Origin of the sequence: Elioraea rosea, from assembly GCF_007644105.1 — a bacterium.
Classification (GTDB): Bacteria; Pseudomonadota; Alphaproteobacteria; order Acetobacterales; family Acetobacteraceae; genus Elioraea_A; species Elioraea_A rosea.
The window spans coordinates 51669-72856 of the sequence record NZ_VFAC01000018.1 but is presented as its reverse complement, the minus strand read 5'-3'; the positions used below and the strand labels follow the sequence as shown (position 1 = coordinate 72856).

21 protein-coding genes and 1 tRNA gene are annotated in these 21188 nt (G+C 67.1%); 18 read left to right on the top strand and 4 right to left on the bottom strand.

The annotated features are described in order from the left end of the window. Positions 1-5 precede the first annotated feature (5 nt). The 9 genes from serA (at position 6) to FIF60_RS12555 (ending at position 10406) form a co-directional block, all read left to right on the top strand. Entirely contained in the window at positions 6-1598 is a 1593-nt protein-coding gene (serA, locus tag FIF60_RS12595; RefSeq protein WP_144186434.1) for a phosphoglycerate dehydrogenase, read from the top strand. Then, positions 1598-2746, top strand: a complete 1149-nt coding sequence (locus FIF60_RS12590) for an ATP phosphoribosyltransferase regulatory subunit (RefSeq protein WP_144186433.1) — start codon at positions 1598-1600, stop codon at positions 2744-2746. Before serA ends, FIF60_RS12590 begins: the two co-directional genes overlap by 1 nt. 3 nt (positions 2747-2749) lie before the next feature. After that, positions 2750-4039 carry an adenylosuccinate synthase gene (locus FIF60_RS12585; RefSeq protein ID WP_144186432.1) on the top strand — a complete coding sequence of 430 codons (1290 nt, stop codon included), beginning with the start codon at positions 2750-2752 and terminating at the stop codon, positions 4037-4039. A gap of 73 nt (positions 4040-4112) precedes the next feature. Next, positions 4113-6125: a serine/threonine-protein kinase gene (locus FIF60_RS12580; RefSeq protein ID WP_144186431.1), complete on the top strand. Its 2013-nt coding sequence runs from the start codon at positions 4113-4115 to the stop codon at positions 6123-6125. Positions 6126-6128: 3 nt separating this feature from the next. Beyond that, a complete protein-coding gene (locus FIF60_RS12575; RefSeq protein ID WP_144186430.1) occupies positions 6129-6683 on the top strand; it encodes a hypothetical protein in 555 nt (184 codons plus the stop codon). A gap of 110 nt (positions 6684-6793) precedes the next feature. Beyond that, positions 6794-7639 (top strand): phytanoyl-CoA dioxygenase family protein, encoded by an 846-nt coding sequence (locus FIF60_RS12570; protein ID WP_144186429.1) that lies wholly within the window; start codon positions 6794-6796, stop codon positions 7637-7639. Between the two features lie 30 nt (positions 7640-7669). After that, complete coding sequence (locus FIF60_RS12565; protein WP_144186428.1) at positions 7670-8653, top strand: C4-dicarboxylate TRAP transporter substrate-binding protein; 984 nt, start codon at positions 7670-7672, stop codon at positions 8651-8653. Continuing rightward, complete coding sequence (locus tag FIF60_RS12560) at positions 8650-9111, top strand: TRAP transporter small permease (protein ID WP_144186427.1); 462 nt, start codon at positions 8650-8652, stop codon at positions 9109-9111. The genes FIF60_RS12565 and FIF60_RS12560 overlap by 4 nt, the downstream gene beginning before the upstream one ends. Beyond that, positions 9108-10406 (top strand): TRAP transporter large permease, encoded by a 1299-nt coding sequence (locus FIF60_RS12555; protein WP_204251186.1) that lies wholly within the window; start codon positions 9108-9110, stop codon positions 10404-10406. Before FIF60_RS12560 ends, FIF60_RS12555 begins: the two co-directional genes overlap by 4 nt. Positions 10407-10489: 83 nt before the next feature. Here FIF60_RS12555 and rpoH read toward each other — a convergent pair whose 3' ends face one another. Together rpoH and FIF60_RS12545 are read right to left on the bottom strand one after the other, a co-directional pair. Next, on the bottom strand, positions 10490-11374 hold the full coding sequence (gene rpoH, locus FIF60_RS12550; RefSeq protein WP_144186426.1) for an RNA polymerase sigma factor RpoH: 885 nt from the start codon (positions 11372-11374) through the stop codon (positions 10490-10492). Positions 11375-11613: 239 nt separating this feature from the next. Beyond that, positions 11614-12585, bottom strand: coding sequence for an RluA family pseudouridine synthase (locus FIF60_RS12545; RefSeq protein WP_144186447.1), 972 nt, complete (start codon positions 12583-12585; stop codon positions 11614-11616). Between the two features lie 55 nt (positions 12586-12640). On the opposite strand from FIF60_RS12545, the gene FIF60_RS12540 reads away from it, so the two are divergent. The 7 genes from FIF60_RS12540 (at position 12641) to FIF60_RS12510 (ending at position 16188) form a co-directional block, all read left to right on the top strand. Continuing rightward, positions 12641-12937, top strand: coding sequence for a DUF6476 family protein (locus FIF60_RS12540; RefSeq protein ID WP_144186425.1), 297 nt, complete (start codon positions 12641-12643; stop codon positions 12935-12937). A 9-nt stretch (positions 12938-12946) separates the two neighbouring features. Further along, positions 12947-13345 (top strand): Mov34/MPN/PAD-1 family protein, encoded by a 399-nt coding sequence (locus tag FIF60_RS12535; protein WP_144186424.1) that lies wholly within the window; start codon positions 12947-12949, stop codon positions 13343-13345. Between the two features lie 6 nt (positions 13346-13351). Beyond that, positions 13352-13561, top strand: coding sequence for a DUF2256 domain-containing protein (locus FIF60_RS12530; protein WP_144186423.1), 210 nt, complete (start codon positions 13352-13354; stop codon positions 13559-13561). After that, entirely contained in the window at positions 13524-14576 is a 1053-nt protein-coding gene (locus FIF60_RS12525) for a threonine aldolase family protein (RefSeq protein ID WP_144186422.1), read from the top strand. The genes FIF60_RS12530 and FIF60_RS12525 overlap by 38 nt, the downstream gene beginning before the upstream one ends. A gap of 79 nt (positions 14577-14655) precedes the next feature. Further along, positions 14656-14731 (top strand) — tRNA-Glu (locus tag FIF60_RS12520). A 395-nt stretch (positions 14732-15126) separates the two neighbouring features. After that, positions 15127-15810 carry a hypothetical protein gene (locus FIF60_RS12515; RefSeq protein WP_144186421.1) on the top strand — a complete coding sequence of 228 codons (684 nt, stop codon included), beginning with the start codon at positions 15127-15129 and terminating at the stop codon, positions 15808-15810. A gap of 9 nt (positions 15811-15819) precedes the next feature. After that, positions 15820-16188 carry a HEPN domain-containing protein gene (locus FIF60_RS12510; protein ID WP_275426718.1) on the top strand — a complete coding sequence of 123 codons (369 nt, stop codon included), beginning with the start codon at positions 15820-15822 and terminating at the stop codon, positions 16186-16188. Positions 16189-16215: 27 nt separating this feature from the next. On the opposite strand, the gene FIF60_RS12505 is transcribed toward FIF60_RS12510, so the two are convergent. Together FIF60_RS12505 and FIF60_RS12500 are read right to left on the bottom strand one after the other, a co-directional pair. Continuing rightward, positions 16216-16689, bottom strand: coding sequence for a thermonuclease family protein (locus tag FIF60_RS12505; protein WP_158639193.1), 474 nt, complete (start codon positions 16687-16689; stop codon positions 16216-16218). 106 nt (positions 16690-16795) lie between these two features. Further along, a complete protein-coding gene (locus FIF60_RS12500; RefSeq protein ID WP_144186418.1) occupies positions 16796-17698 on the bottom strand; it encodes a hypothetical protein in 903 nt (300 codons plus the stop codon). Between the two features lie 785 nt (positions 17699-18483). Between FIF60_RS12500 and FIF60_RS12495 the strand changes: the two genes are divergently transcribed. Both FIF60_RS12495 and FIF60_RS12490 read left to right on the top strand, forming a co-directional pair. After that, entirely contained in the window at positions 18484-18777 is a 294-nt protein-coding gene (locus tag FIF60_RS12495; protein WP_144186417.1) for a hypothetical protein, read from the top strand. 403 nt (positions 18778-19180) lie between these two features. Then, positions 19181-21124: a UvrD-helicase domain-containing protein gene (locus tag FIF60_RS12490; protein WP_158639192.1), complete on the top strand. Its 1944-nt coding sequence runs from the start codon at positions 19181-19183 to the stop codon at positions 21122-21124. Positions 21125-21188 lie beyond the last annotated feature (64 nt).

The following is a 21188-nucleotide window of genomic DNA, read 5'->3' as shown; positions in this document are numbered from 1 at the left end:
GTGCCATGGAGAAGCCGAAGGTCCTGATCTCAGACAAGCTCTCCCCCGCCGCGGTGGACATCTTCAGGACGCGCGGCGTCGAGGTGGACGTGAAGACCGGCCTCACCCCGGCGGAGCTTCGCGCCATCGTCGGCGGGTATGACGGGCTGGCCATTCGCTCCGCCACGAAGGTGACGGCCGAGGTGCTCGCGGAGGCGAAGCGGCTGCGTGTCGTCGGCCGCGCCGGCATCGGCGTCGACAATGTAGACATCAAGGCCGCCACCGCGCGCGGCGTCGTCGTGATGAACACGCCGCACGGCAACGCCATCACCACCGCCGAGCACGCCATCGCGATGATGTTCGCGCTCGCGCGGCAGATCCCCGAGGCATCGGCGAGCACCAGGGCCGGGAAGTGGGAGAAGAACCGCTTCATGGGCGCGGAGCTGTTCGGCAAGACGCTCGGCGTGATCGGCTGCGGCAATATCGGCGCCATCGTCGCCGACCGTGCGCTCGGGCTGAAGATGAAGGTGATCGCCTACGATCCCTTCCTCTCCGATGCCCGCGCGGTCGACCTCGGCGTCGAGAAGGTCGAGCTTCCCGAGCTGTTCTCCCGCTCCGACATCATCACCCTGCACACGCCGCTGACCGAGGGGACGCGCAACATCATCGACGCGCGGGCGATCGGGCGGATGAAGAAGGGCGTGCGCATCATCAACTGCGCCCGCGGCGGGCTCGTGGTCGAGAGCGACCTCGCCGAGGCGCTGCGCTCGGGCCATGTTGCCGGCGCGGCGCTCGACGTGTTCGAGACCGAGCCCGCGACGGAGAACCCGCTCTTCGCGCTCGAGAACGTCGTCTGTACGCCGCATCTCGGCGCCTCGACCACCGAGGCGCAGGAGAACGTGGCGCTGCAGATCGCCGAGCAGATGAGCGACTTCCTGCTCACCGGCGCGGTCTCGAACGCGATCAACATGCCGTCGGTCTCGGCAGAGGAGGCGCCGCGGCTCGCGCCGTACATGGCGCTCTGCCGCAACCTCGGTGCCTTCGCGGGGCAGCTCTCGGTCGCCCGCGATGGCGGTTTCGGCCGCGTCACGATCGAGTACGAGGGGGCGGCGGCTGCGCTGAACCACAAGCCACTGACGGCGGCCGCGCTTGCCGGGCTGCTCGGGCCGCTGATGGAAGGCGTCAACATGGTCAATGCACCGGTCGCCGCGCGCGAGCGCGGTATCGAGCTGACCGAGGCAGTGCACGATCGGCCGAGCGAGTACCAGACGCTCGTGCGCATCTCCGTCACGACCGACCGCGACACGCGCAGCGTCGCCGGAACGCTCTTCGCCGGCGCCAAGCCGCGCGTTGTCGAGATCAAGGGCATTCCCGTGGAGGCCGATTTCACCCGCCACATGCTGTACGTGACGAACAAGGACCAGCCTGGCTTCATCGGCCGGTTCGGCGCGGCGCTGTCGGACGCCGGCATCAACATCGCCACCTTCCATCTCGGCCGTGCGGAGAAGGGCGGCGATGCGATCTGCCTCGTCTCGGTTGACGAGCCCGTACCGGAGGCGGTGCTCGGCAAGGTGCGGGCGCTGCCGCTCGTGGTGAACGCAACCGCCCTCGGCTTCTGATGACGACGCATCCCTCGCTGCTTCCTGCCGGGTTCTCCGACGTCCTCCCTCCCGAGGCGGAGACGGAGGCGGCGGCCATCGAGGCGATGCTCGGCGTCTTCGCCGCGCACGGCTATGAGCGGGTGAAGCCGCCGCTTCTGGAGTTCGAGGACAGCCTGCTCGGCGGGGCCGGCTCGGCCACCGCCGCGCAAACCTTCCGGCTGATGGACCCCGTCAGCCAGCGCATGATGGGGCTTCGCGCCGACATCACGCCGCAGGTTGCGCGCATCGCCACGGTGCGGCTCGCCCAGGCGCCGCGGCCGCTTCGCCTCTCCTACAACGGCCAGGTGCTGCGGGTGCGCGGCTCCGAGCTCCGCCCCGCGCGGCAGATGGCGCAGGCCGGCGTCGAGCTGATCGGCGCCGACACGCCGGAGGCCGATGCCGAGGTCGTCGCGGTCGCGGCCGAGGCGCTCGCGGCGATGGGCGTTCCCGCCGTGAGCTTCGACCTCACCCTGCCGACGCTCGCCGATGCGCTGCTCGCCACGCTGTCGCTTCCGCCCGAGCAGGACGAGGCGCTTCGCCACGCGCTCGACCGCAAGGACGCAGCCGAGGTCGCGAGCCATGCAGGGTCGCTCGCAGACGTGCTCGACGAACTGCTCCACGCGGCGGGCCCGGCCGACCGCGCGCTTGAGGCGCTCGCCGCGGCGACACTTCCGCCCAAGCCGCGCGCGCTCGCCGAACGCCTCGCGCGGACCGTCGCCGCCATCCGCGCCCGCGCGCCAGACATCGCGCTGACAGCCGACCCTCTCGAGTTCCGCGGGTTCCGCTACTACCGCGGCATCGGCTTTACCGTGTTCAGCGCCGCGCTCTCGGAAGAGGTCGGCCGCGGCGGCGGCTACATGGCAGGCGACGAGCCCGCCACGGGCGTGACGCTCTATCCCGATGCCGCGCTGCGTGCCGCGCCGCCGAAGCCGCGCCGCCCGCGCGTGTTCGTTCCCGTGCCCCTCGCCGCGTCGGGGGCTGCCCTGCGCCGGCAGGGCTTCGCGACGGTTGCCGCGCTCGGCCCCGTCGCCGATGCTGCCGCCGAGGCGCGACGCCTCGCCTGCTCCCACCTCGCCACCGAGGACGGCGATGCCCGTCCCCTTTCCGGCCCGCTCGAAGGATCCTGACGCATGCCCAATGTCGCGGTGATCGGCGCCCAGTGGGGCGACGAAGGCAAGGGCAAGGTCGTCGACTGGCTGGCGAGCCGCGCCGAGATCGTCGTGCGCTTCCAGGGCGGGCACAATGCGGGCCACACGCTCGTCGTCGGCAACGAGACGTACAAGCTCTCGCTGCTTCCCTCGGGCGTGGTGCGCGGCAAGCTCGGCGTGATCGGCAATGGCGTGGTGCTCGACCCGCAGGCGCTTCTCGCAGAAATCGCGCGGGTGACGGCGCAGGGGTTGTCCGTCGGGCCCGACAATCTCCGCATCGCCGAGAACGTGCCGCTCATCCTGCCGCTCCACCCCGCGCTCGACCGCGCCCGCGAGGCCGCGCGCGGCGAGCGCAAGATCGGCACGACGGGGCGCGGCATCGGGCCGGCCTACGAGGACAAGGTTGCGCGCCGGGCGATCCGCCTTTGCGATCTCGCCGAGCCCGAGACGCTGTCCGCCAAGCTCGACGAGCTGCTCCTTCACCACAACACGCTTCTCCAGGGCCTGGGCGCAGAGACCTTCACCAAGGACGCGCTTCTGGCCGAGCTGCTCGACCTCGCGCCGCGGCTCCTGCCCTTCGCAGAGCCTGTGTGGGAGCGGCTCGACATCGCCCGGGCCTCCGGCGCGCGCATCCTGTTCGAGGGCGCGCAGGCGGTGATGCTCGATGTCGATCACGGCACCTACCCGTTCGTGACCTCCTCCAACACCGTCGCCGCGACGGCGGCCTCCGGTGCTGGCATCGGCCCTTCGGCGATCGGCACCGTTCTCGGCATCGCTAAGGCCTACACGACGCGCGTGGGCTCCGGCCCGTTCCCGACTGAGCTCGACGACGCGACCGGCCAGCTCCTCGGTGACCGCGGCCGCGAGTTCGGCACCGTCACCGGCCGGCGCCGACGCTGCGGCTGGTTCGATGCGGTCATGGTGCGCCAGGCCGTGAAGGTCGGCGGCATCGAGGGCCTGGCGCTGACCAAGCTCGACGTGCTCGACGGCCTGCCCGAGCTGAAGGTTTGCGTCGGCTACCGGCTCGGCGAGAGGACGGTGAAGCATCTCCCCGCCGCCGCCGGCGCGCAGGCGGCCGTCACGCCCGTCTATGAGACGATGGAGGGATGGTCGGGCTCGACGCGCGGGGCGCGGAGCTGGGCCGAGCTTCCGGCGCAGGCGATCAAGTATGTCCGCCGGATCGAGGAACTGGTCGAGGCGCCGGTGGTGCTTCTCTCGACGAGCCCGGAGCGCGACGACACGATCCTGATGAAGGATCCCTTCGCGGGATAGTTCGCGCTCAGGCGCCCGGTGCCGCCTCGCCGTTCACCCTTTCTTCACCGCCCACGCGGCAGCATGCCTCGGCGTGCAGCGCGGAGAGAACGGCGTGTCGGCCAAGCAGATCGAGGTGGCAGGGTTCACGATCGACCTCACGAAGCCGCTCCAGGGCTTCGTCGGCGGCGGGCTCGCGGCCTTTCCCGCGCGCGCCGCGAAGGGCGAGGCGAGCCTCGGCTTCGCCGTGCGATGCCGCGCGCATCACCCGCCGCGCATCCGCGTCATGGGCCGCCTTCCCGAACCGGATGTCATCCCGAACCTGCTGATGCCGATCGGTCAGGGCACGGCGCCTGCGGGTGAGGAGGCGCCGTCACGCTTCCTGATCTACCCGCTTCCGCCCGGGCCGCCGCTGATGACGCCGGGCGAACGGCGCAGCCCGCTCGGCGAGACCGACCTGATCCAGAACGTCGCCAAGCCCGTCGCGCGCACCCTCGCCGCACTTGCCGATTTCGGCATCACCCATCGCGGCGTGCGGCCCGACAACCTGTTCCGAGGCACCAATGGTGGCCCGGTCACGCTCGGCGAGGCCTTCGCCCTGCCGCCCGGCTTCGCCCAGCCCGCCGCCTTCGAGCCGGCCTCGATGGCGATGTGCACGCCCGCTGGCCGAGGCGAGGGAAGCATCGAGGATGACCTCTATGCCCTCGGCGTCACGCTTCTCGCGCTTGCCACCGGACAGTGGCCGCTTGCCGGGCTCGATGAGCGCGCCGGGCTGAAGCTCCGGCTCGAACGCGGCAGCCTCGCCGCCCTCGTCGGCAATGCCCGGCTTCCCGCCTCGCTCGCGACCATGCTGCGCGGCCTGCTTGCGGAGGACCCCGCCTACCGCCCGAACCTCGACGAGATCGCCTCCTGGCCCGGCGGCGCGCGGGCGCGGCCGCAGACGGCGCGGCCGGTGCGCAAGGCGACGCGTCCGTTCGATTTCGCCGGCGAACCGATCCTCGATGCCCGGAGCCTCGCCTTTGCCATGGCGTCGCGCTGGCAGGAAGGCGTTCGCGCCATCCGCTCGCCCGCGCTTCTCGCCTGGCTCGACCGCGCGCTCGGCGACCAGGGGCTCGTCAACCGCGTGGGCGAGATCGTCTCTGCCGACCCCATCGCCGGCGAGGCGGAGGGCGACTTGATGCTCTCCCGCACCCTCTCGGCGATCGACCCGGCAGGGCCGCTCTGGTGGCGCGGCGTGGCGATGATGCCGGACGGGCTCGGCGCCATGCTCGCCGAAGCCCATGCCGCGCCGGCGCCCTCGGCCGAGCGGCAGCGCGACCTCGCCGACATGATCGAGGCGCAGGCCATCAGCCGCTGGGCGAACGAGCACCCCGAGCGCGCGGACATGATCGATCTCGACAAGCTCGGCCGCGCCGCGCGGGCGCAGTCGCGCGCACGCGTGCTCGGTGCCGGTCGCGAGCGGCTCCTCTACCAGCTCAACCCCGGCCTTCCGTGCCTCTCGCCGCTCGTGCGCAAGGCGGGCGTCACGACGCTGCCGGAGCTTCTCGCCGCGCTGGAGACAGCGGCCGCGGCCTCGCCCCCGGGCGGCGGCGCACAGAGCCCGATCGATCGGCACATCGCCGGCTTTGTCGCCGCGAGCATGGAGGGCCAGCTCGACACGCTTCTCGCCACCGCCGGCGACATGGGGCGGCCGGACGAGGCAGGGCTCGCAAGCGTTGCCGTGTTCGCGCGGCTGCAGAGGCTGCAGCGCGGGCTGAAGCTTCCGGCGCTCGCGAAATGGGTCGCAGCGCTCGCCGCGCCAGCCGTCGAGACCTGGCACAACAAGACGCTTCGCGAAACGATCGGCAAGCGCCTGCCCGAGGCCGCTGCCTCCGGAGATTTCGCGCTCCTGCTCGAGGTGCTCGACGACCAGTTCGCCCGCGCGGAGGACCGGGGGGGATTCGCCGAGGCCGCCGCCACCTTCGCGCGCGCCGCCGCCGCCGGCATCGCGCTCCGCGCCGAGGCGCCGCTGCGCCAGGCAGAGGCCGCCCGCGTCGGTGGCCTCAGCGCGCAGGCCGTCGCGCTGTGCCTGCTCGGCGGCACCGTGCTGCTTCTGGCGGGGAGCTGAGCGATGGCGGAGGCGGCAGCGAAGGCGCAGGGCCAGCCGGCGGGGCAGGGCAAGCGAAAATCGGGCCGCGGGGCCAGGCTCGCGGTGTGGACGCTCGGGCTCGGCACGGGCATCGCGCTCGGCGTCGCGCTGCCGACGGGCATACTTCTCGTCATCGGCCTGCTTCCGGCAGCGGCCTCCTTCGTCACCGATGCGCACCCCGACAAGACGACGGCCCGGCCCGTTCTCTGCCTCAACCTCGCAGGCCTCCTTCCCGCGCTGAAGACGCTCTGGCTCGGCGGCCACGACATGCGCGGCCTCGCCGCCGTGCTTGGCGACCCCGGAACGTTACTGCTTGCCTACAGTGCGGCGGCCTTCGGTTTCGCGCTTGCCCGCACCATCCCCTATGGCGTGCTTCTCGTGCTCGAGGCGAAGGCGGCGGCGACGATGAAGCTGCTCGAGCAGAAGCAGGCGGAACTCCGCGCCGCCTGGGGCGACGAGGTGGCGGCCGAGGCCAACCGCCTTGCCGCGCGCGCCGCCCGCGCGATCGAGCGCCGCGCGGCGGAACGCGACGGCTAGCGGGTCCGAGGAAACCACAGGCGCCGCGCGGCAAGGGGCTTGCGCTGGCGCTGCCTTCACCGCGATGATCCTGCCACGGCCGCGCAACGACGGCCGGAGGGAGGGATGCCATGACCGGGTCGCTCACGGCCGCACAGGCGGCGTTCTACGCCGAGAACGGCTACCTGTTCCCGCTCCCTGCGCTGAGCGAGGCCGAGGTCGCGGAGGCCCGCGCGAAGCTCGATGCGACTGAGGCGATGGTCGGCGGCAGGCTCGACGGGCGGAACAACCAGAAGCCCAACCTGCTCTTCCCCTGGATCGATGCGCTGATCCGCCATCCCCGCATCCTCGATGCGGTCGAGAGCGTGATCGGGCCGAACATCCTCTGCTGGGGAAGCCAGTTCTTCACCAAGCGTGCGGGCGACCCGGCCTTCGTATCCTGGCACCAGGACGGCACCTACTGGGGCCTCTCGAGCGCCGATGTCGTGACGGCCTGGGTCGCGCTCACGCCCTCGACGCCGGAGAGCGGCTGCATGCGCGTCATCGCCGGCACCCACACGTCGCAGGTTCCGCACACCGACACCTTCGCCGACACCAACATGCTGAGCCGCGGCCAGGAGATCGCTGTCACGGTCGACGAGAACGAGGCGACCGACCTGGTGCTGGCGCCAGGCCAGATGAGCCTGCACCACGTCCTGATCTTCCACGGCTCGCCGCCGAACCGGGCGAACCACCCGCGCATCGGGCTCGCGATCCGCTACGTGCCGACGCACGTGCACCAGCTCGACGGCGGCAAGGGAAGTGCCACCCTCGTGCGCGGCAGCGACGATACGGGCCACTGGGAGCACGAGAAGGCACCGCTTTCCGACATGCACCCGGACGCCGTTGCACACCACGCCGCCGTGCTCGACCGGCAGCTCGCCACGCTCTATCGCGGCGCGGACGGCAAGGGGAAGCTCGCCGCGACGGCGATGTGACGGCGACCAAGGGAAGGGAGAACCCGCGTGATGATCCGCCGCAGAACGATTCTGGCTGCTTCGGCCGCAACGCTCGCCATGCCCGCCCATGTGCGCGGCCAGGGTGCCGTCAACATCCGCATGGCGCACAGCCTCTCGACGACCGAGCCCGCGCACCTCGCCGCCCTGTTCTTCGCCAAGAACGTGCTCGAGCGAAGCAATGGGCGCGTGCGCATCGAGGTGTTCCCGGGCGAACAGCTCGGCTCGGGCAAGGACGTGAACGAGATGATCCGCTCGGGCGCGAACGTGATGAACGTGACAGATTTCGGCTACCTCGCCGATTTCGTTCCCGACGCCGGCATCATCAACGGGCCCTATCTCGTGCAGCGGCACGACCAGTTCGCCAAGCTCTTCGCCTCCGACTGGTACAAGGACCTCGACCGGCGCATCCAGCAATCGGGCTTCCGGCTCATCATGGCCGGCGCGTTCTTCGGCGCCCGCCACGTGATCGCCGACAAGCCCGTGCGCACGCCGGCCGACATCGCGGGGATGACCGTGCGCGTGCCGCCGAACACGATGTGGCTCGAGACCTTCAAGGCCATGGGGGCGCGGCCAACCACGGTGCAGTGGAGCGAGGTGTACAACGCGCTCAGCCAGGGCGTTGTGCAGGCGGCCGAGGCGCCCTATGGCAGCCTCTGGGGCGCGAGATTGCATGAGGTCAAGAAGGTCATCTCGACGACGGCGCACTTCATTGCGACGACGACCTGGCCGATCAACAACGGCTACTTCAACCGCCTGCCGAAGGACGTACAGGAGCTTCTGCTGGAGGAAGGTGCCAAGGGCGGCGAGGAGCAGACACGGCTGACCAACGCAATGGAGGAGGATTTCATCGCCCGCTTCAAGGGCGCGGGCGCGACGATCGTCACCGATGTCGACCTTGCCGCGTTCCAGCGCGCCACCGTTCCCGCCTACTCGGCCTTCCCGCGCTGGACGCCGAACCTGCATCAGACGGTCTCGCGCATCCTCGCCTCGTGATCCTGCGTCGCCTCGCGGCGCAGGCGGAGGAGATCGTCGCCGGCGCGGCGATGGTCGTCGTCGTTCTCGCCGTCTGCTGGGGCGTGATCACGCGCTACGTCACCGCCCAGCCGGCGGCGTGGACGGGCGAGGTGGCGGCGATCGGCTTCGCCTGGTGCGTGTTCGTCGGTGCCGCTGCAGTCGCGAAACGGTCCGGCCACGTGGCGATCGACATGCTCACCGCAGCCCTGCCTGCGGCGGTTCAGGCAACGATCAATGCCGGCGCGCGGCTCGCGAGCATCGGGTTCTGCGCGGTTGCTTCCGTCCTCGCCTTCGAGTTCAGCCTGGCCAATACCGACAACCCCTCCGCCGTGCTTCGCCTGCCGCTCGCGGTGCTCTATCTCGCGCCCGCGACCGGCTTCGCCCTGATGGCGGTGCGCATGGCCGAACGGATGCTGCGCGAGCCGAGGATGCGTTGAGCGGCCTCACCCTCTGGCCCATCTGGGTGATGCTCGGCCTCTTCGCGCTGAACGTCCCCGTGGCCTTCGCGATGGGCATCGCAGCGCTCGCCTTCTTCGTCTCTGCCGAGGGGCTTCCGCTCGAGATCTTCGCGCAACGGATCGTCGCCGCGACCGACAGCTTCCCGCTTCTCGCCGTGCCCTTCTTCATCCTCGCGGGCGCGATCATGAACCGTGCGGGCATCACCCGACGGCTGATGAACCTCGCCGATGCGCTCGTGGGCCACACGGTGGGCGGGCTCGCCCAGGCGAACATCGTGCTCGCGACGCTGATGGGCGGGCTCTCCGCCTCCGCCAACGCCGAGGCCGCGATGCAGGCCAAGATGCTCGGGCCGGAGATGATCCGCCGCGGCTATGCGCCGGGGTTCAGCGCGGCCGTGATCGCCTGCGCCGCGGTGATCACGCCGATCATCCCCCCGGGCATCGGGCTCGTCGTGTACGGGTTCCTCGCCGATGTCTCGGTCGGACGCCTCTTCCTCGGCGGCGTCGTTCCGGGCCTGTTGCTGTGCGCGGCGCTGATGGGTGCGACCTGGGCGGTGTCCCGCCGGCGCGGCTTCAAGCCTGCGCGCGAGCATTTCGCAGGCCTGCCCGCGCTCGGGGTGGCGTTCCGCGAGGCGGCCTGGGCGCTGACCATCCCGGTCTACATCCTCGTCGGCATACGCTACGGCATCTTCACGCCGACGGAGGCCGGCGCGATGACGGTGGTGTATGCCCTTCTCGTCGGCTTCTTCGCCCATCGCGAGCTTCGCCTGTCGGACCTGCCGGAGATCCTCACCGAAAGCGTGCTCGCCACCGCGACGGTGATGCTCATCATCTGTGCCGCGGGAAGCTTCGGCTTCTACATGGCGTGGGAGCGCATCCCGCCGCGGCTCGCCACCGTGCTCGCCGCGGCGACGGGGGATCCGCTCGTCCTGCTTCTGCTCGTGAACCTGCTTCTGCTGTTCGTCGGCATGCTGATCGAGGGAACGGCGGCGCTGATCCTTCTTGCGCCGATCCTCGTGCCCGTTGCCGCACGGCTCGGCATCGACCCGGTGCATTTCGGGCTGGTGCTGGTGGTCAACCTCACCATCGGCGGGGTGACGCCGCCGGTCGGGACGATGATGTACACCGCCTGCGGCATCCTCGGCGTGAAGCTGACGCGTTTCGCCGTCGAAGGCGCGCCGCTGATCCTCGCGATGCTCGTGGTACTCGCCGCGATCACCCTCTACCCCCCGATCGTCACTGCCCTGCCGAATGCGCTGATGGGGCGCGGATAGAGAAGCGGATAGAGAAACGGCCGGGGTTGTTGGCCCCGGCCGTCGGTCTCGTCAGCTTGCGCGTGGCTTAAGCTGCGCCTGGCTCAGGCGGTGGCGGCGTTCCGCGCACCGACCTCCGACTTCATCGCGCGCTGCAGCTTTTCGAAGGCGCGAACCTCGATCTGGCGCACGCGCTCGCGGCTGATGCCGTACTGGTGCGAGAGGTCCTCGAGCGTGGTCGGCTCGTCCTTCAGCCGGCGCTCGATCAGGATGTGCCGCTCGCGCTCGTTCAGGGTGCCGAGCGCGTTGGCGAGAAGCGCCTTGCGCTGGCCCATGTCCTCACGCTCGGCGAGTTCGACTTCCTGGTTGTCGCTCTCGTCGACGAGCCAGTCTTGCCACTCGCCCTCGCCGTCGATGCGCACGGGCGCGTTCAGGCTGTGGTCGGCCGAGGCGAGGCGGCGGTTCATCTGGATGACGTCCTGCTCGGGAACGTCGAGATCCTTCGCGATCTTCGCCACCTGCTCCGGCTTCAGGTCGCCGTCCTCGATCGCCTGCATCTCGCCCTTCAGGCGGCGCAGGTTGAAGAACAGCTTCTTCTGTGCCGCCGTCGTGCCCATCTTCACGAGTGACCAGGAGTGCAGGATGTATTCCTGGATGGCGGCGCGGATCCACCACATGGCGTAGGTGGCGAGGCGGAAGCCGCGCTCCGGGTCGAAGCGCTTGACCGCCTGCATCATGCCGACATTGCCCTCGGAGATAAGCTCCCCGACGGGCAGGCCGTAGCCGCGATAGCCCATCGCGATCTTCGCGACGAGGCGAAGATGGCTGGTGACGAGCTTGTGTGCCGCCTCGAGGTCTCCGGCGTCCTGCCAGCGCTTGGCAAGCGCGTACTCCTCCTCGGGGGCCAGCATCGGGAATTTCCGGATCTCCTGGAGATACCGGGTGAGGTTCCCTTCTGGCGCCATCGGGATGGCAAAGGCCGAAGCCATGGGCGTAGCACCTCCATTACTGCGGGCAGAACGGGCAGGCACCGTGCGAACGGCGCGCACACTCGCACGGAGCGGGGCCGAACGGGATCACGTTCGAGAAAACAACGCGTCCCGACCAGAAACGGTTTCCGAAGCTTGCTTTGCCTTCCCCGATCATGGCCGGGATTGGCTGGCACTCATGGCCCCCGAGTGCCAGCGCGACAACTTTGCCCCAGAGGAACCGGGGCGCGCAAGACAAATCAGACCGGATTGGTCGGGATTGTCCCCCAATCCGGCCACAATGCGGATAGCAATTCCGCGAGGTCGGGCGGCGGCGGCGTCTCGAACCGGAGCGCCTGGCCGGTGACGGGGTGGGTGAAGCCGAGCACCGCGGCATGCAGGGCCTGGCGCGGGAAGCCGGCGAGCCTGGCCTCGAGTTCCTCCGGCAAAGCCTTGGCCGCGGCGGGGCGGCGCCGGAGATAGAGCGGGTCGCCCACCAGCGGGTGGCCGGCATGGGCGAGATGCACCCTGATCTGGTGCGTCCGCCCCGTCTCCAGCCGGCACTCGACGAGCGCGACGGCGGTTCCCCAGGCGCGGAGGAGCTTCACCCGGGTCGCGGCAGGCTTGCCCTTCGGCACCACGGCCATGCGCTTGCGGTCCACCGGGTGGCGGCCGATCGGCGCCTCGATTCGGAAGGTCGCCTCAGCTGGCACGCCCCAGACGAGCGCGAGATAGGCCCGCTCGAGATCGCGCGCGGCGAAGGCCTCCGACAGAGCCTGGTGCGCCCTGTCGGTCTTCGCGACCACCATGACGCCGGAGGTGTCCTTGTCGAGCCGGTGCACGATCCCGGGCCGAACGGCGCCGCCGATCACCGGAAGCTCCTCCCCGGCATGGGCGAGCAGGGCGTTGACGAGCGTGCCGTCGAGGTTGCCCGGGGCGGGGTGGACGACGAGGCCCGCGGGCTTGTCGAGCACGATCAGGTGGTCGTCCTCGAACAGCACGGAAAGGTCCATCCTCTGCGCGGCAGGCGTCGCCGGCGCCGGCGGGGGAAGGGTGAGCGTGTAGCGCGCGCCGGGGCGCACCGCCTCCGATGGGTCGCGTGCGATGGCGCCGTCACGCGTGACATGGCCCTGCTCGATCAGTGCCTTGACGCGGGAGCGGGAGAGGTCGCCCATGACGTTCGCCAGCCAGCGGTCGAGCCGCTGGGTGGAAGCGGCCGCGTCGGCAACCATGTCCCGCGAAGCGGCCGTCTCGTCCATCGTCCTGACCGGGAGTGTCGAAGGGTTCATGCGCGCGCTGAAGGCAGCCGTCATCATCATGGGGGTGATGATCGTCGCTGGCACCATCCTCCTTGGCATCGTGCTCGCCAACAGGCTTTCCACGCGCAGCGGCCCGGCGGTCGAGGCGACGCTGGGCCAGCCGGCGGGAACGCGCATCGTCTCGATCGCCGGGGCGGGCGAGAGGCTTGCCGTGCATGTCGCAGGCGGCGGGCTGCCAGACAGGGTGCTGCTCGTCGATCCGGCGCGGGGGCGGGTGGTGGGAACGCTCCTGCCCGAGGTGGCCGCAGCGGCGCCGGTGCGCTAGGGTTCCGGCATGAGTGGGGTCGTGCGGCTTCACCGGGCGGTCGCCGACGCGCTGCCACGCCTTGCCGCGGCCGCTGCGCCGCGGGAGGCCTGCGGGCTGCTGCTCGGCCGACGCGTGGGCGAGGCGCTGGTGCTCGACGGGATCGCGCCGAGCCGCAACCTTGCCGCGGCCGAGGACGAGTTCGAGCTCGACACCGCCCTGCACCTCCGCCTGCAGCGGCAGACGCGCGCGGCCGCGGGCGTTTGGCACAGCCACGTTTCGGGCCGGGCACTTCCCTCCGCGCGTGATGCCCGGGGCGCCTGGGATCCCGCCCTCGTCTGGCTGATCACCGCAGCGGGGGAGACCACCGCCTGGATGCCGGAAGGCGAAGGCCAGGGGTTCAGCCCGCTTCGCCTCGAGATCGGGTGAGGGCCCGTGCGCAGGAAGGGTGACCTGCCCGAGAAGGTCTGCGCCGTCTGCGGCAGGCCCTTCGCCTGGCGCAGGAAGTGGGCAAAGGTGTGGGAAGAGGTGCGCTACTGCTCCGATGCCTGCCGCGCGCGCCGCGGCAAGGCAGCGGGCGCGAGTGCGGCCGGGACGGGAGAGAGCGATGCTGTTCAGGAGCGACAACGTCACCGCCGTCTGTGACGAGGTGATCGCGGCGATCCTCGCCGAGAACCAGGGCGATGCCGCGCCCTACGGCGCAGACGACACGACGGCGCGGCTCGATGCCGTGTTCGGCGAATACTTCGAGGCGGCCGTCTCCGTTCACCCGGTGGCGACAGGCATCGCCGCAAACGCGCTCGCGCTTGCCGCCGCGATGCCCTCGCCAGGTGCTGCCGTGTGCCATCGCAACGCGCACGTGAACACCTCCGAGAGCGGCGCACCGGAGTTCTTCTCCGGCGGCGGCAAGCTTCTGATGCTCGATGGTGGGCACGGCAAGCTCTCGGCCGAGGCGGTGGACGCTCTGGTGCGTGCCGCGGCGCCCGAACGCATGCAGTCCGCCCCGCCGACGGCAGTGACCATCACGCAGGGGACGGAGGCCGGAACCGTCTATGCGCTCGAGGAGATCGCCGCGATCGCTTCCGTTTGCCACCGACACGGCCTTGTGCTGCACATGGACGGCGCACGCTTCGAGAATGCCCGCGCAGCGCTCGGCTGCTCGCCTGCCGAGCTCTCCTGGCGCGCGGGCGTCGACATCCTGAGCTATGGCGCGACCAAGAACGGTGCGATGTGCGCCGACGCGGTGGTGATCTTCAGCGACAGGCCGCACGCGGCGCAGCTCGGACGGTTCATGGGCCAGCGCCGCCTCCGCGCCGGCCAGGTGTTCAGCAAGATGCGCTACCTCTCCGCCCAGCTCCTGGCGATGGTCAGGGGCGGGGTTGCGGGGCGCAACGCCGCGCACGCCAACGCGATGGCCGCGCGGCTCTCGAAGGGCCTCGCCGCGATCGGCGGGGTGTCGCTCCTGCACCCGACCGACATGAACGAGGTGTTCGTCTCGCTTCCCGGGAACGTGCGCGAGGCGCTCGCCCGCGGCGGCTTCCCTGTCCGCCCCCGGCCCGACGACCCCTCTGCCGTGCGGTTCGTCACGGCCTGGAACACGGCCGAACGGGATGTGGATGCGTTCCTCGCCGCCGCCTCGAGCCTCGAGAAGGTGGCGTGAACTGCGCGCGGTGCAGGTCTTGGGTCCCGGTCGCGGCTTGATCTCCTCGCCGGCGGAGGTTATGACCCCGCCTCGCAGGGTCCCGTTCGTCTAGAGGCCTAGGACACCGCCCTCTCACGGCGGTAACAGGGGTTCGAATCCCCTACGGGACGCCATTGATTTCATTATGCTTTTTGGCTTCTGAGCGCTTAGATAGCGCTACTTCTCCCAATAATTCTCCCATATCGGTTTCGGCAGCGCTCTTTCCGCACGCTTCCCATCCGCGCACCGCGCGGCGTGATCGCCGGGGAGTGGCCTGCCTCGCCCCTGGCCCTCGCCCCTCCGGGGTGTCCCGGAACGCATCAGCGAAAGAGCCGTAAGGGTCGGTCAGAAAATTGTACTTAGCGCTTCGGACACCAATCTGACTTCTTGTCGAGCGGCGTTCTTTAGAAGTTTTGTTGATGGGCGGTGCGGTGTCATCCATATTTCAAAAATGGTACTAGTGCTTGAAGCGCCGCCGCTGCCGCTTCCCCCGCCGGTTCATGCATTCGGATTAGATGATGCGGGACCAGTGGGCGCACGCGATCGCGTTGCCGCGGATCTAGCGGTCGACGCAATGTCTATCGCAGAACGTGCGGAGCGGGGCTTTCTGTCCGCCACCAACGTGCTTTTGGCGGCTGTGCAGCCTTGGATTGACCGCACACGAAATGCATTCGCAGACGGCCTCGTCTACGACATTGGTCCTGCGGTTCTGGCGATCGGCAGAAGGATAAACGAAGACCGCGATGCTGCGGCGCCCATCCGGAAACGGGCCAAGTTCATGCTTCATGGGCTAGGCCATCATGACCCGAACGCCGTAGTGATGCGCGAGGCGGTCCAGCGGATTGAGGCGGCGATCGATGCTCACCTTCAGCAGCTCTCACTCGTACAGGAACAGTTGAGAACCTTAAGGGAAATCGGGCGCATCACTGCTAAGCGTCGGTCTGATGCCGACCGAGCGGCAGAGCAATACGAGCGCGCGATAACCGAAGCGTTTGGCCTCGACCAGCCGCCTCTCACAAGGCCCGAGTTTGTCGACGATAGGCCCGTACTCGTCATGTTGGTCCCTCTTTCGGAACAGCTCATGGCAGATCGTAAGCTTCGCCGCGAAGCGGAGGCTCGTGCCCACGAATTGGTGCGCGATGTTGCCCCCGATCTAGAGGGCTTTGTCGCGATCCGATACGCCGATACGCATGTTCGAGAAAACCCTCAGTAGCATCACCTGATGGCTCCTATAGAATTTTTGAGAGTAGCGATTAAAATCATGGATGAGCGGCAGGGGCTTGCGTCCGAAGCGGAATCGCGAATTTCTGCTCATGCAAGCTATTACGCAGTTTATCATCTTCTTGTTCAGCATATGCAGTTAGCTGACATAAGGTATGCAGACAGAAAGCATTCTATGATCGATTCTATTCTACGTGGACACCGCCCGTCTACGTCGGTGACCCGTGCTGGATTACGTTACTTTAGAACATTGCTGAACCTGCGGGTCAGAGCTGACTACGTTCCTCAGGAACGATTTGCCGTGACCGATGCAGAGCACGCTATCGATTGCGCAATCGAAGTGTTCGCCGCTGCCGGGCAAGCTCCATAGCCGATTCACTCTCGCGGGCTGAATTCTTTAGCGTCTTCGCCAATCCCATGGGTAGTCAAAGCGGCCCGCCCATACCCCGCGGTGCTCACGCTCCGCTTCTGCTTCATCGGCCACGTAATCCTGCCCGTAGCGCCGGTACGCCAACGCCCATCCCTGGCGCACCATCCATCCGCCTAGGTCGATGCCGTCCAGATGGCACCGCGCAATCACGCGGCGGTTCCTGTCCTGGCCCATCGGCTCGCACTGAACGATCCGTCGGCGCGAACGCTGGTAAAGCGCTTCGGCTGCTTCGATGCCGCACTGCCAGCGCTTGCCGCCCATCGTGACGCAGTACTGGCGCATCTCGGGCGCGTCGATCGCGTGCAATCGGATCATCTGCCCATCGATCTCGAGCGTGTCGCCGTCTACCACTGAGGGCTGGCCGCTGATGGTGGCTGAGGAGACCGCAGCGGCAGGACCAAGGCACAATGCGATAACGATAAGCTGGAATGCACGAACCATCGTCCCAACGGCACCCGTCCCTATCGTTCCGCGTATGTTATGCCGATCCGGTCTACGCCAGCGCTTGATGGCGCCTTGCATTTGCTGCCGGCCAGAATTGTCCGGCTTACCCGGCTTCTCCTCGCATCCGCTGAAAACCTCGGCGCCTATGCGCCTCGAGTTGTTCCGCCGATAATGCGAACACGGCACGTGTGTGGTCGACGCGCTCTGCGAGTGCGCGGAACGAATCCAGGGCCATCTGGCTTCTAAAGTTAAGGCGTCCGTCCGCGCTTAACATTGGCAGCCCCTCCGATGTATTCAGAAAATCTATCATCTCGATTGTCGCCGTCAGGTAAATTTCGACCGATGACGCAAATGCTGCGATAAATGGGCGGCTACGCTGAACACCGGAAGCGACACCTTCGATCGCAATTGCCCGCTGGCTAGGTGTCATTCGAGGTGAGTCAATTTGCTGTAGCCTAGCGAGTCCTTCAGAAACGCTGGAATCGACACGCGTCATAGTTGTTGCTGCGATAGCGCGAATCTTCCCAAACTTGGGCAGTGTGACGGCGCGCCAGTGGGCATCGCCAAGGTATCGAGGATCAAACACCTCTACGAAAGCCTGATCATCTAAGCTGGCAGCAAGGCTGTCCAATTCACGCGTGTAGCCATCTAGAGCAACCATTGCATCTGCAAAAAATTGGGCGAAGGCTGAGCTTGAGCTCCTAGCAACATCCATGATGCCTTCGTCTGGAACAGCTGCGATTTCACGCTGAAAGCGTCGAACGTCAACGGCCGATAGGATGTCTTGCATATTGCTGTATATGAATACTGTTGCAGACACGATCAGCGCGACGTCGAGGCGCGTCTGGGATTTCCTCCGGCGCCCAACAACAAGTGCGATTAGAACTGGAATTATCAGCGTACCAAGGGCGCTAGCTAGATCATAAGTGAAGCCGTCTGTGGTCCCGGAACGAATCAACGTGCTGACCGCGGCGGCCAAGCCGAAGTAGGCAGCTAACGCGAGCAAGAGCCAGAGTCCGTGCGGCTTTGTGGATCTGGATGTTGAAATGGGCGCGTGTGCTGACATCCGGACAGCGTAGCTAGTGGCGGCGGGGAGTGCGAGCACTCTTGTTCCCGCCATTGAACTAGTCGCTCCCGATGCCGGAGAGGCGCTGCCGAGGAGTTCCGGCTTAGTTCCGCCGAGGCATTTTCGATTCAACAGGAGGGGGTGGAGTGCGCACGCCCTTCTTTCTGGCCACCTAGTACCAACGGGATTGAGCGTCGCGCGACGACCCGAGACGTGTCGCATTGCGGCGCAGGTAACTGCATTCGACTAGGCTAGCGGCTCGCGCAAGCTCCGGCGCAAAGGGCTCGATTGCCGCCGCCGCCTCGCGTAGATCCCTCGCCGCATTCGGAACTGTCCTCCCATTCCTCATTGCCGCGATGACGCGACGGAGCACATGGCGCGCCTGGATGGCTTGCGGTCCAATGTCCGGATTGGCTTCGGCGTTGACGGCGTAAGGGCGCAGCCGACGCCATGCCCATAGCAGCTTCGCACGCTGATCCTCGAGGCTCTCAGGCCTCGCGTAGCCACGCGCTCTCGCAGATATCGGCGCTAATGGGAAACGCGGCGCTTCATCCTCTGATGCGAAATGAGCTTCGCGCCTTGACCGCTGTCGTGCCGGCTATTGCGGACAGCAAGCACCCGATGGGCCAGCGCCTCGCGGATGCGGTCGACGCCCGCGCGTTGACCGCGCGACAGGCGGAGCACTGGCGCATCCGATTGGGGCTGTAGCAAACATGACGGACCCTATGGCGATCGACCGTATCGAGATGCTTGAAGGCCGGCGCACCCCTTCGGCCATCGTGTGGTTCAGGATTGGCGATATCGGCTTGGCCTACACCCTGCAGAACTGGCGGAGGGGGGAGGTGTGGGCTGGCGCTCCGGAACGCGCCAAATGGCACCAGGGCGTGAAGCTGACAGCCGAGCACGTCGCGGCCCTACGCGCGCTGATCGATGCGCGGCTCGAGGGCAAGCCGCACCTTGCTAAAGCGCTGTGTCGCTCAAGTGCCTATGTCCCGAGCCGGATAATCTGGGCGGAGTAGCCCCCGACCGGACGCGCGCGTTGTGCGCGCTCGCGCGCGAAGCGGGGGCGACTACATTCGCATGCGTAACAAATTGAGATTGCGTTCACGGTTTTGCGCATAGATGATTGCGTCTGCACAGGCGGGTGATTTGAGCATCGCTGCACGGTCGCGCGCACGTGTGGGAGATCATTAAGACTTGGGAGTTTTCCATGAAGGTAGTTCGTGTCGGATTCGCGCTTGCGGTTTTCGCTCGCTGCGCGAAGGCGCCGGAGAACATCCGACTAAAGTCTGCCAGTGCAGAACCCTATCGCACTAAGATCGTACAATGAACCGACCGTTTATTTCCCTCTCAATAAGCGAGATTGAGAGGATCGCTGCAAGTGCGCGGTCGTCTAGGGATAGGAACAAGCTTGATCTAGTCTTGTACGAGCTGAGCTTTCGGAGCACGGCGAAAGCTGCTGCGCTCCGCGAGGAGCTGCGCCGAGATGCTGGTGCAGTATCGCCGCCACAACCACAAGGCGCAGATCCGGGAAATGCAGCGAACAGAACGGCTGGTGGCGGTCAACGACCGGCAGCGAAAAGGCCGACCGCACGGACAGGCAAAGCACGCACCCACAAGCCGACGGCTGAGCAGGACGAGGCAATCGACCTCTTTCGGACAGGGCGAAACCTCAGGATCAATGCCTACGCCGGCACAGGCAAGACTTCGACGCTGGAGATGCTCTCACATAGCACCTCCCGCCGAGGCCAATATCTCGCCTTCAACCGAGACATCGTGGCAGACGCGAGAAAGCGCTTTCCGGACACCGTCAACTGCGCGACCACTCACAGCCTCGCTTTTCGATCAGTGGCCTCCCGATATGGGGGGAACACAGCGAAGCTGACCGGCAAGATGAACGCCAATCAGCTTGCCGAACTTTTTCAGCTCAAGAGTATGCGCCTCGGCGAGAAACATGTCCTTAAGCCTCGGTCACTAGGGTTCCTAATCCTCGACACCGTGCGCCGTTTCACCATGAGCGGCGATGCCGAGCCCCTCCCGTCGCACGTCCCGTTGCATGGCAGCCTGGTGGCAGCGCCTGGAGCCGTGAGGGAAGAAGCGGAGAACTTTGCCGTTCAAGGGGCGAGAATGTTGTGGAAGCGCATGTGCGATTCAGGGGATTCGGTCCCCCTCGGGCATGATGGATATCTGAAGCTATGGGCGTTGTCGGAGCCAGCCATCGCCGCCGATTTCATCCTTCTCGACGAAGCTCAGGACACTAACCCCGCCGTGCTTGAACTCCTTAAGCGGCAACACTGCCAGACAGTTTACGTGGGCGATAAGTATCAGCAGATCTACGAGTGGCGCGGCGCTATAAACGCCATGGACACCGTGCAGACGGATGCCGACACCTATCTGACCACGTCATTCCGGTTTGGCCCTCGCATTGCAGAAGCAGCAACGAAGTTGCTGCAGCAAATGGGTGAAACGCGGCCGCTGACAGGCAACTCAGCGCTCGCAAGCCGGATCGGCGTAACACCTAATGCTCGCACCATTCTATCGCGGACCAACGCCTCTACCATAAATACCGTGATCACTGCGTTAGATGCAGATCTTCGTCCCCACTTAGTGGGCGGTACAGACGAATTGATGAGAATGTTAGACGGTGTAGCTGATCTTAAGCAGGGAGAGCCTAGCACAGTCGCGGAGTTCTTCGGCTTCACGCGATGGGACGAGGTCGTGGATTTTGCGAACAGTGACGACGGCGAGCACTTACAGACCTTCGTCAATTTGGTGCAGACCCGGGGCGAACGGCAGCTAATGTGGGCATTGCGCCGCACCACAACTGATTCCGACGACTGTGACCTGATTGTCTCGACAGCTCACAGGGCCAAGGGTCGCGAATGGCCCACTGTGGCGCTCACAGATGACTTCCTAAAGTCCTGGCAGAAGTCACTCTCGGACCCTCGAAAGCAGGAACGCGATCGCGATCCGTACGCTGAGATTCGCCTGCTCTACGTGGCGCTGACCCGAGCGCGTGAGTCTATCGAGATTCCAGAGCCGATCCTTCGCCGGATCGGAATGCTTGAGTGGTCGGCGCCAGAACGATCGAACCCGCAGAACGCTCCTTCAGGAGCGTCTTCGGATGGGACCGCTCGTGTAGACTCACCTCCGATTCGTAGTTCTCCTGCTTCGCGGTACGGGCCGACACCACCCAGCGCGCACTCATTGTCGCGGAACAATGCTGTGCCTAGGCCGTCGATAGTGCCCAAGACGGAGAATGGCGTCTCGGGTCCCCATTCGGCACCCTCCGCCCCTTCGCCAGCATCAGCCGCACCAACAACGCCGAGGCCTAAAGGCCTGCTCCGGCGTCTGCTCGGGTTCTAATGGATCGTCTTGCACGCGCAATGGATCGGACAGACACAAAATCCGCACCGAAAACGGACGGTTC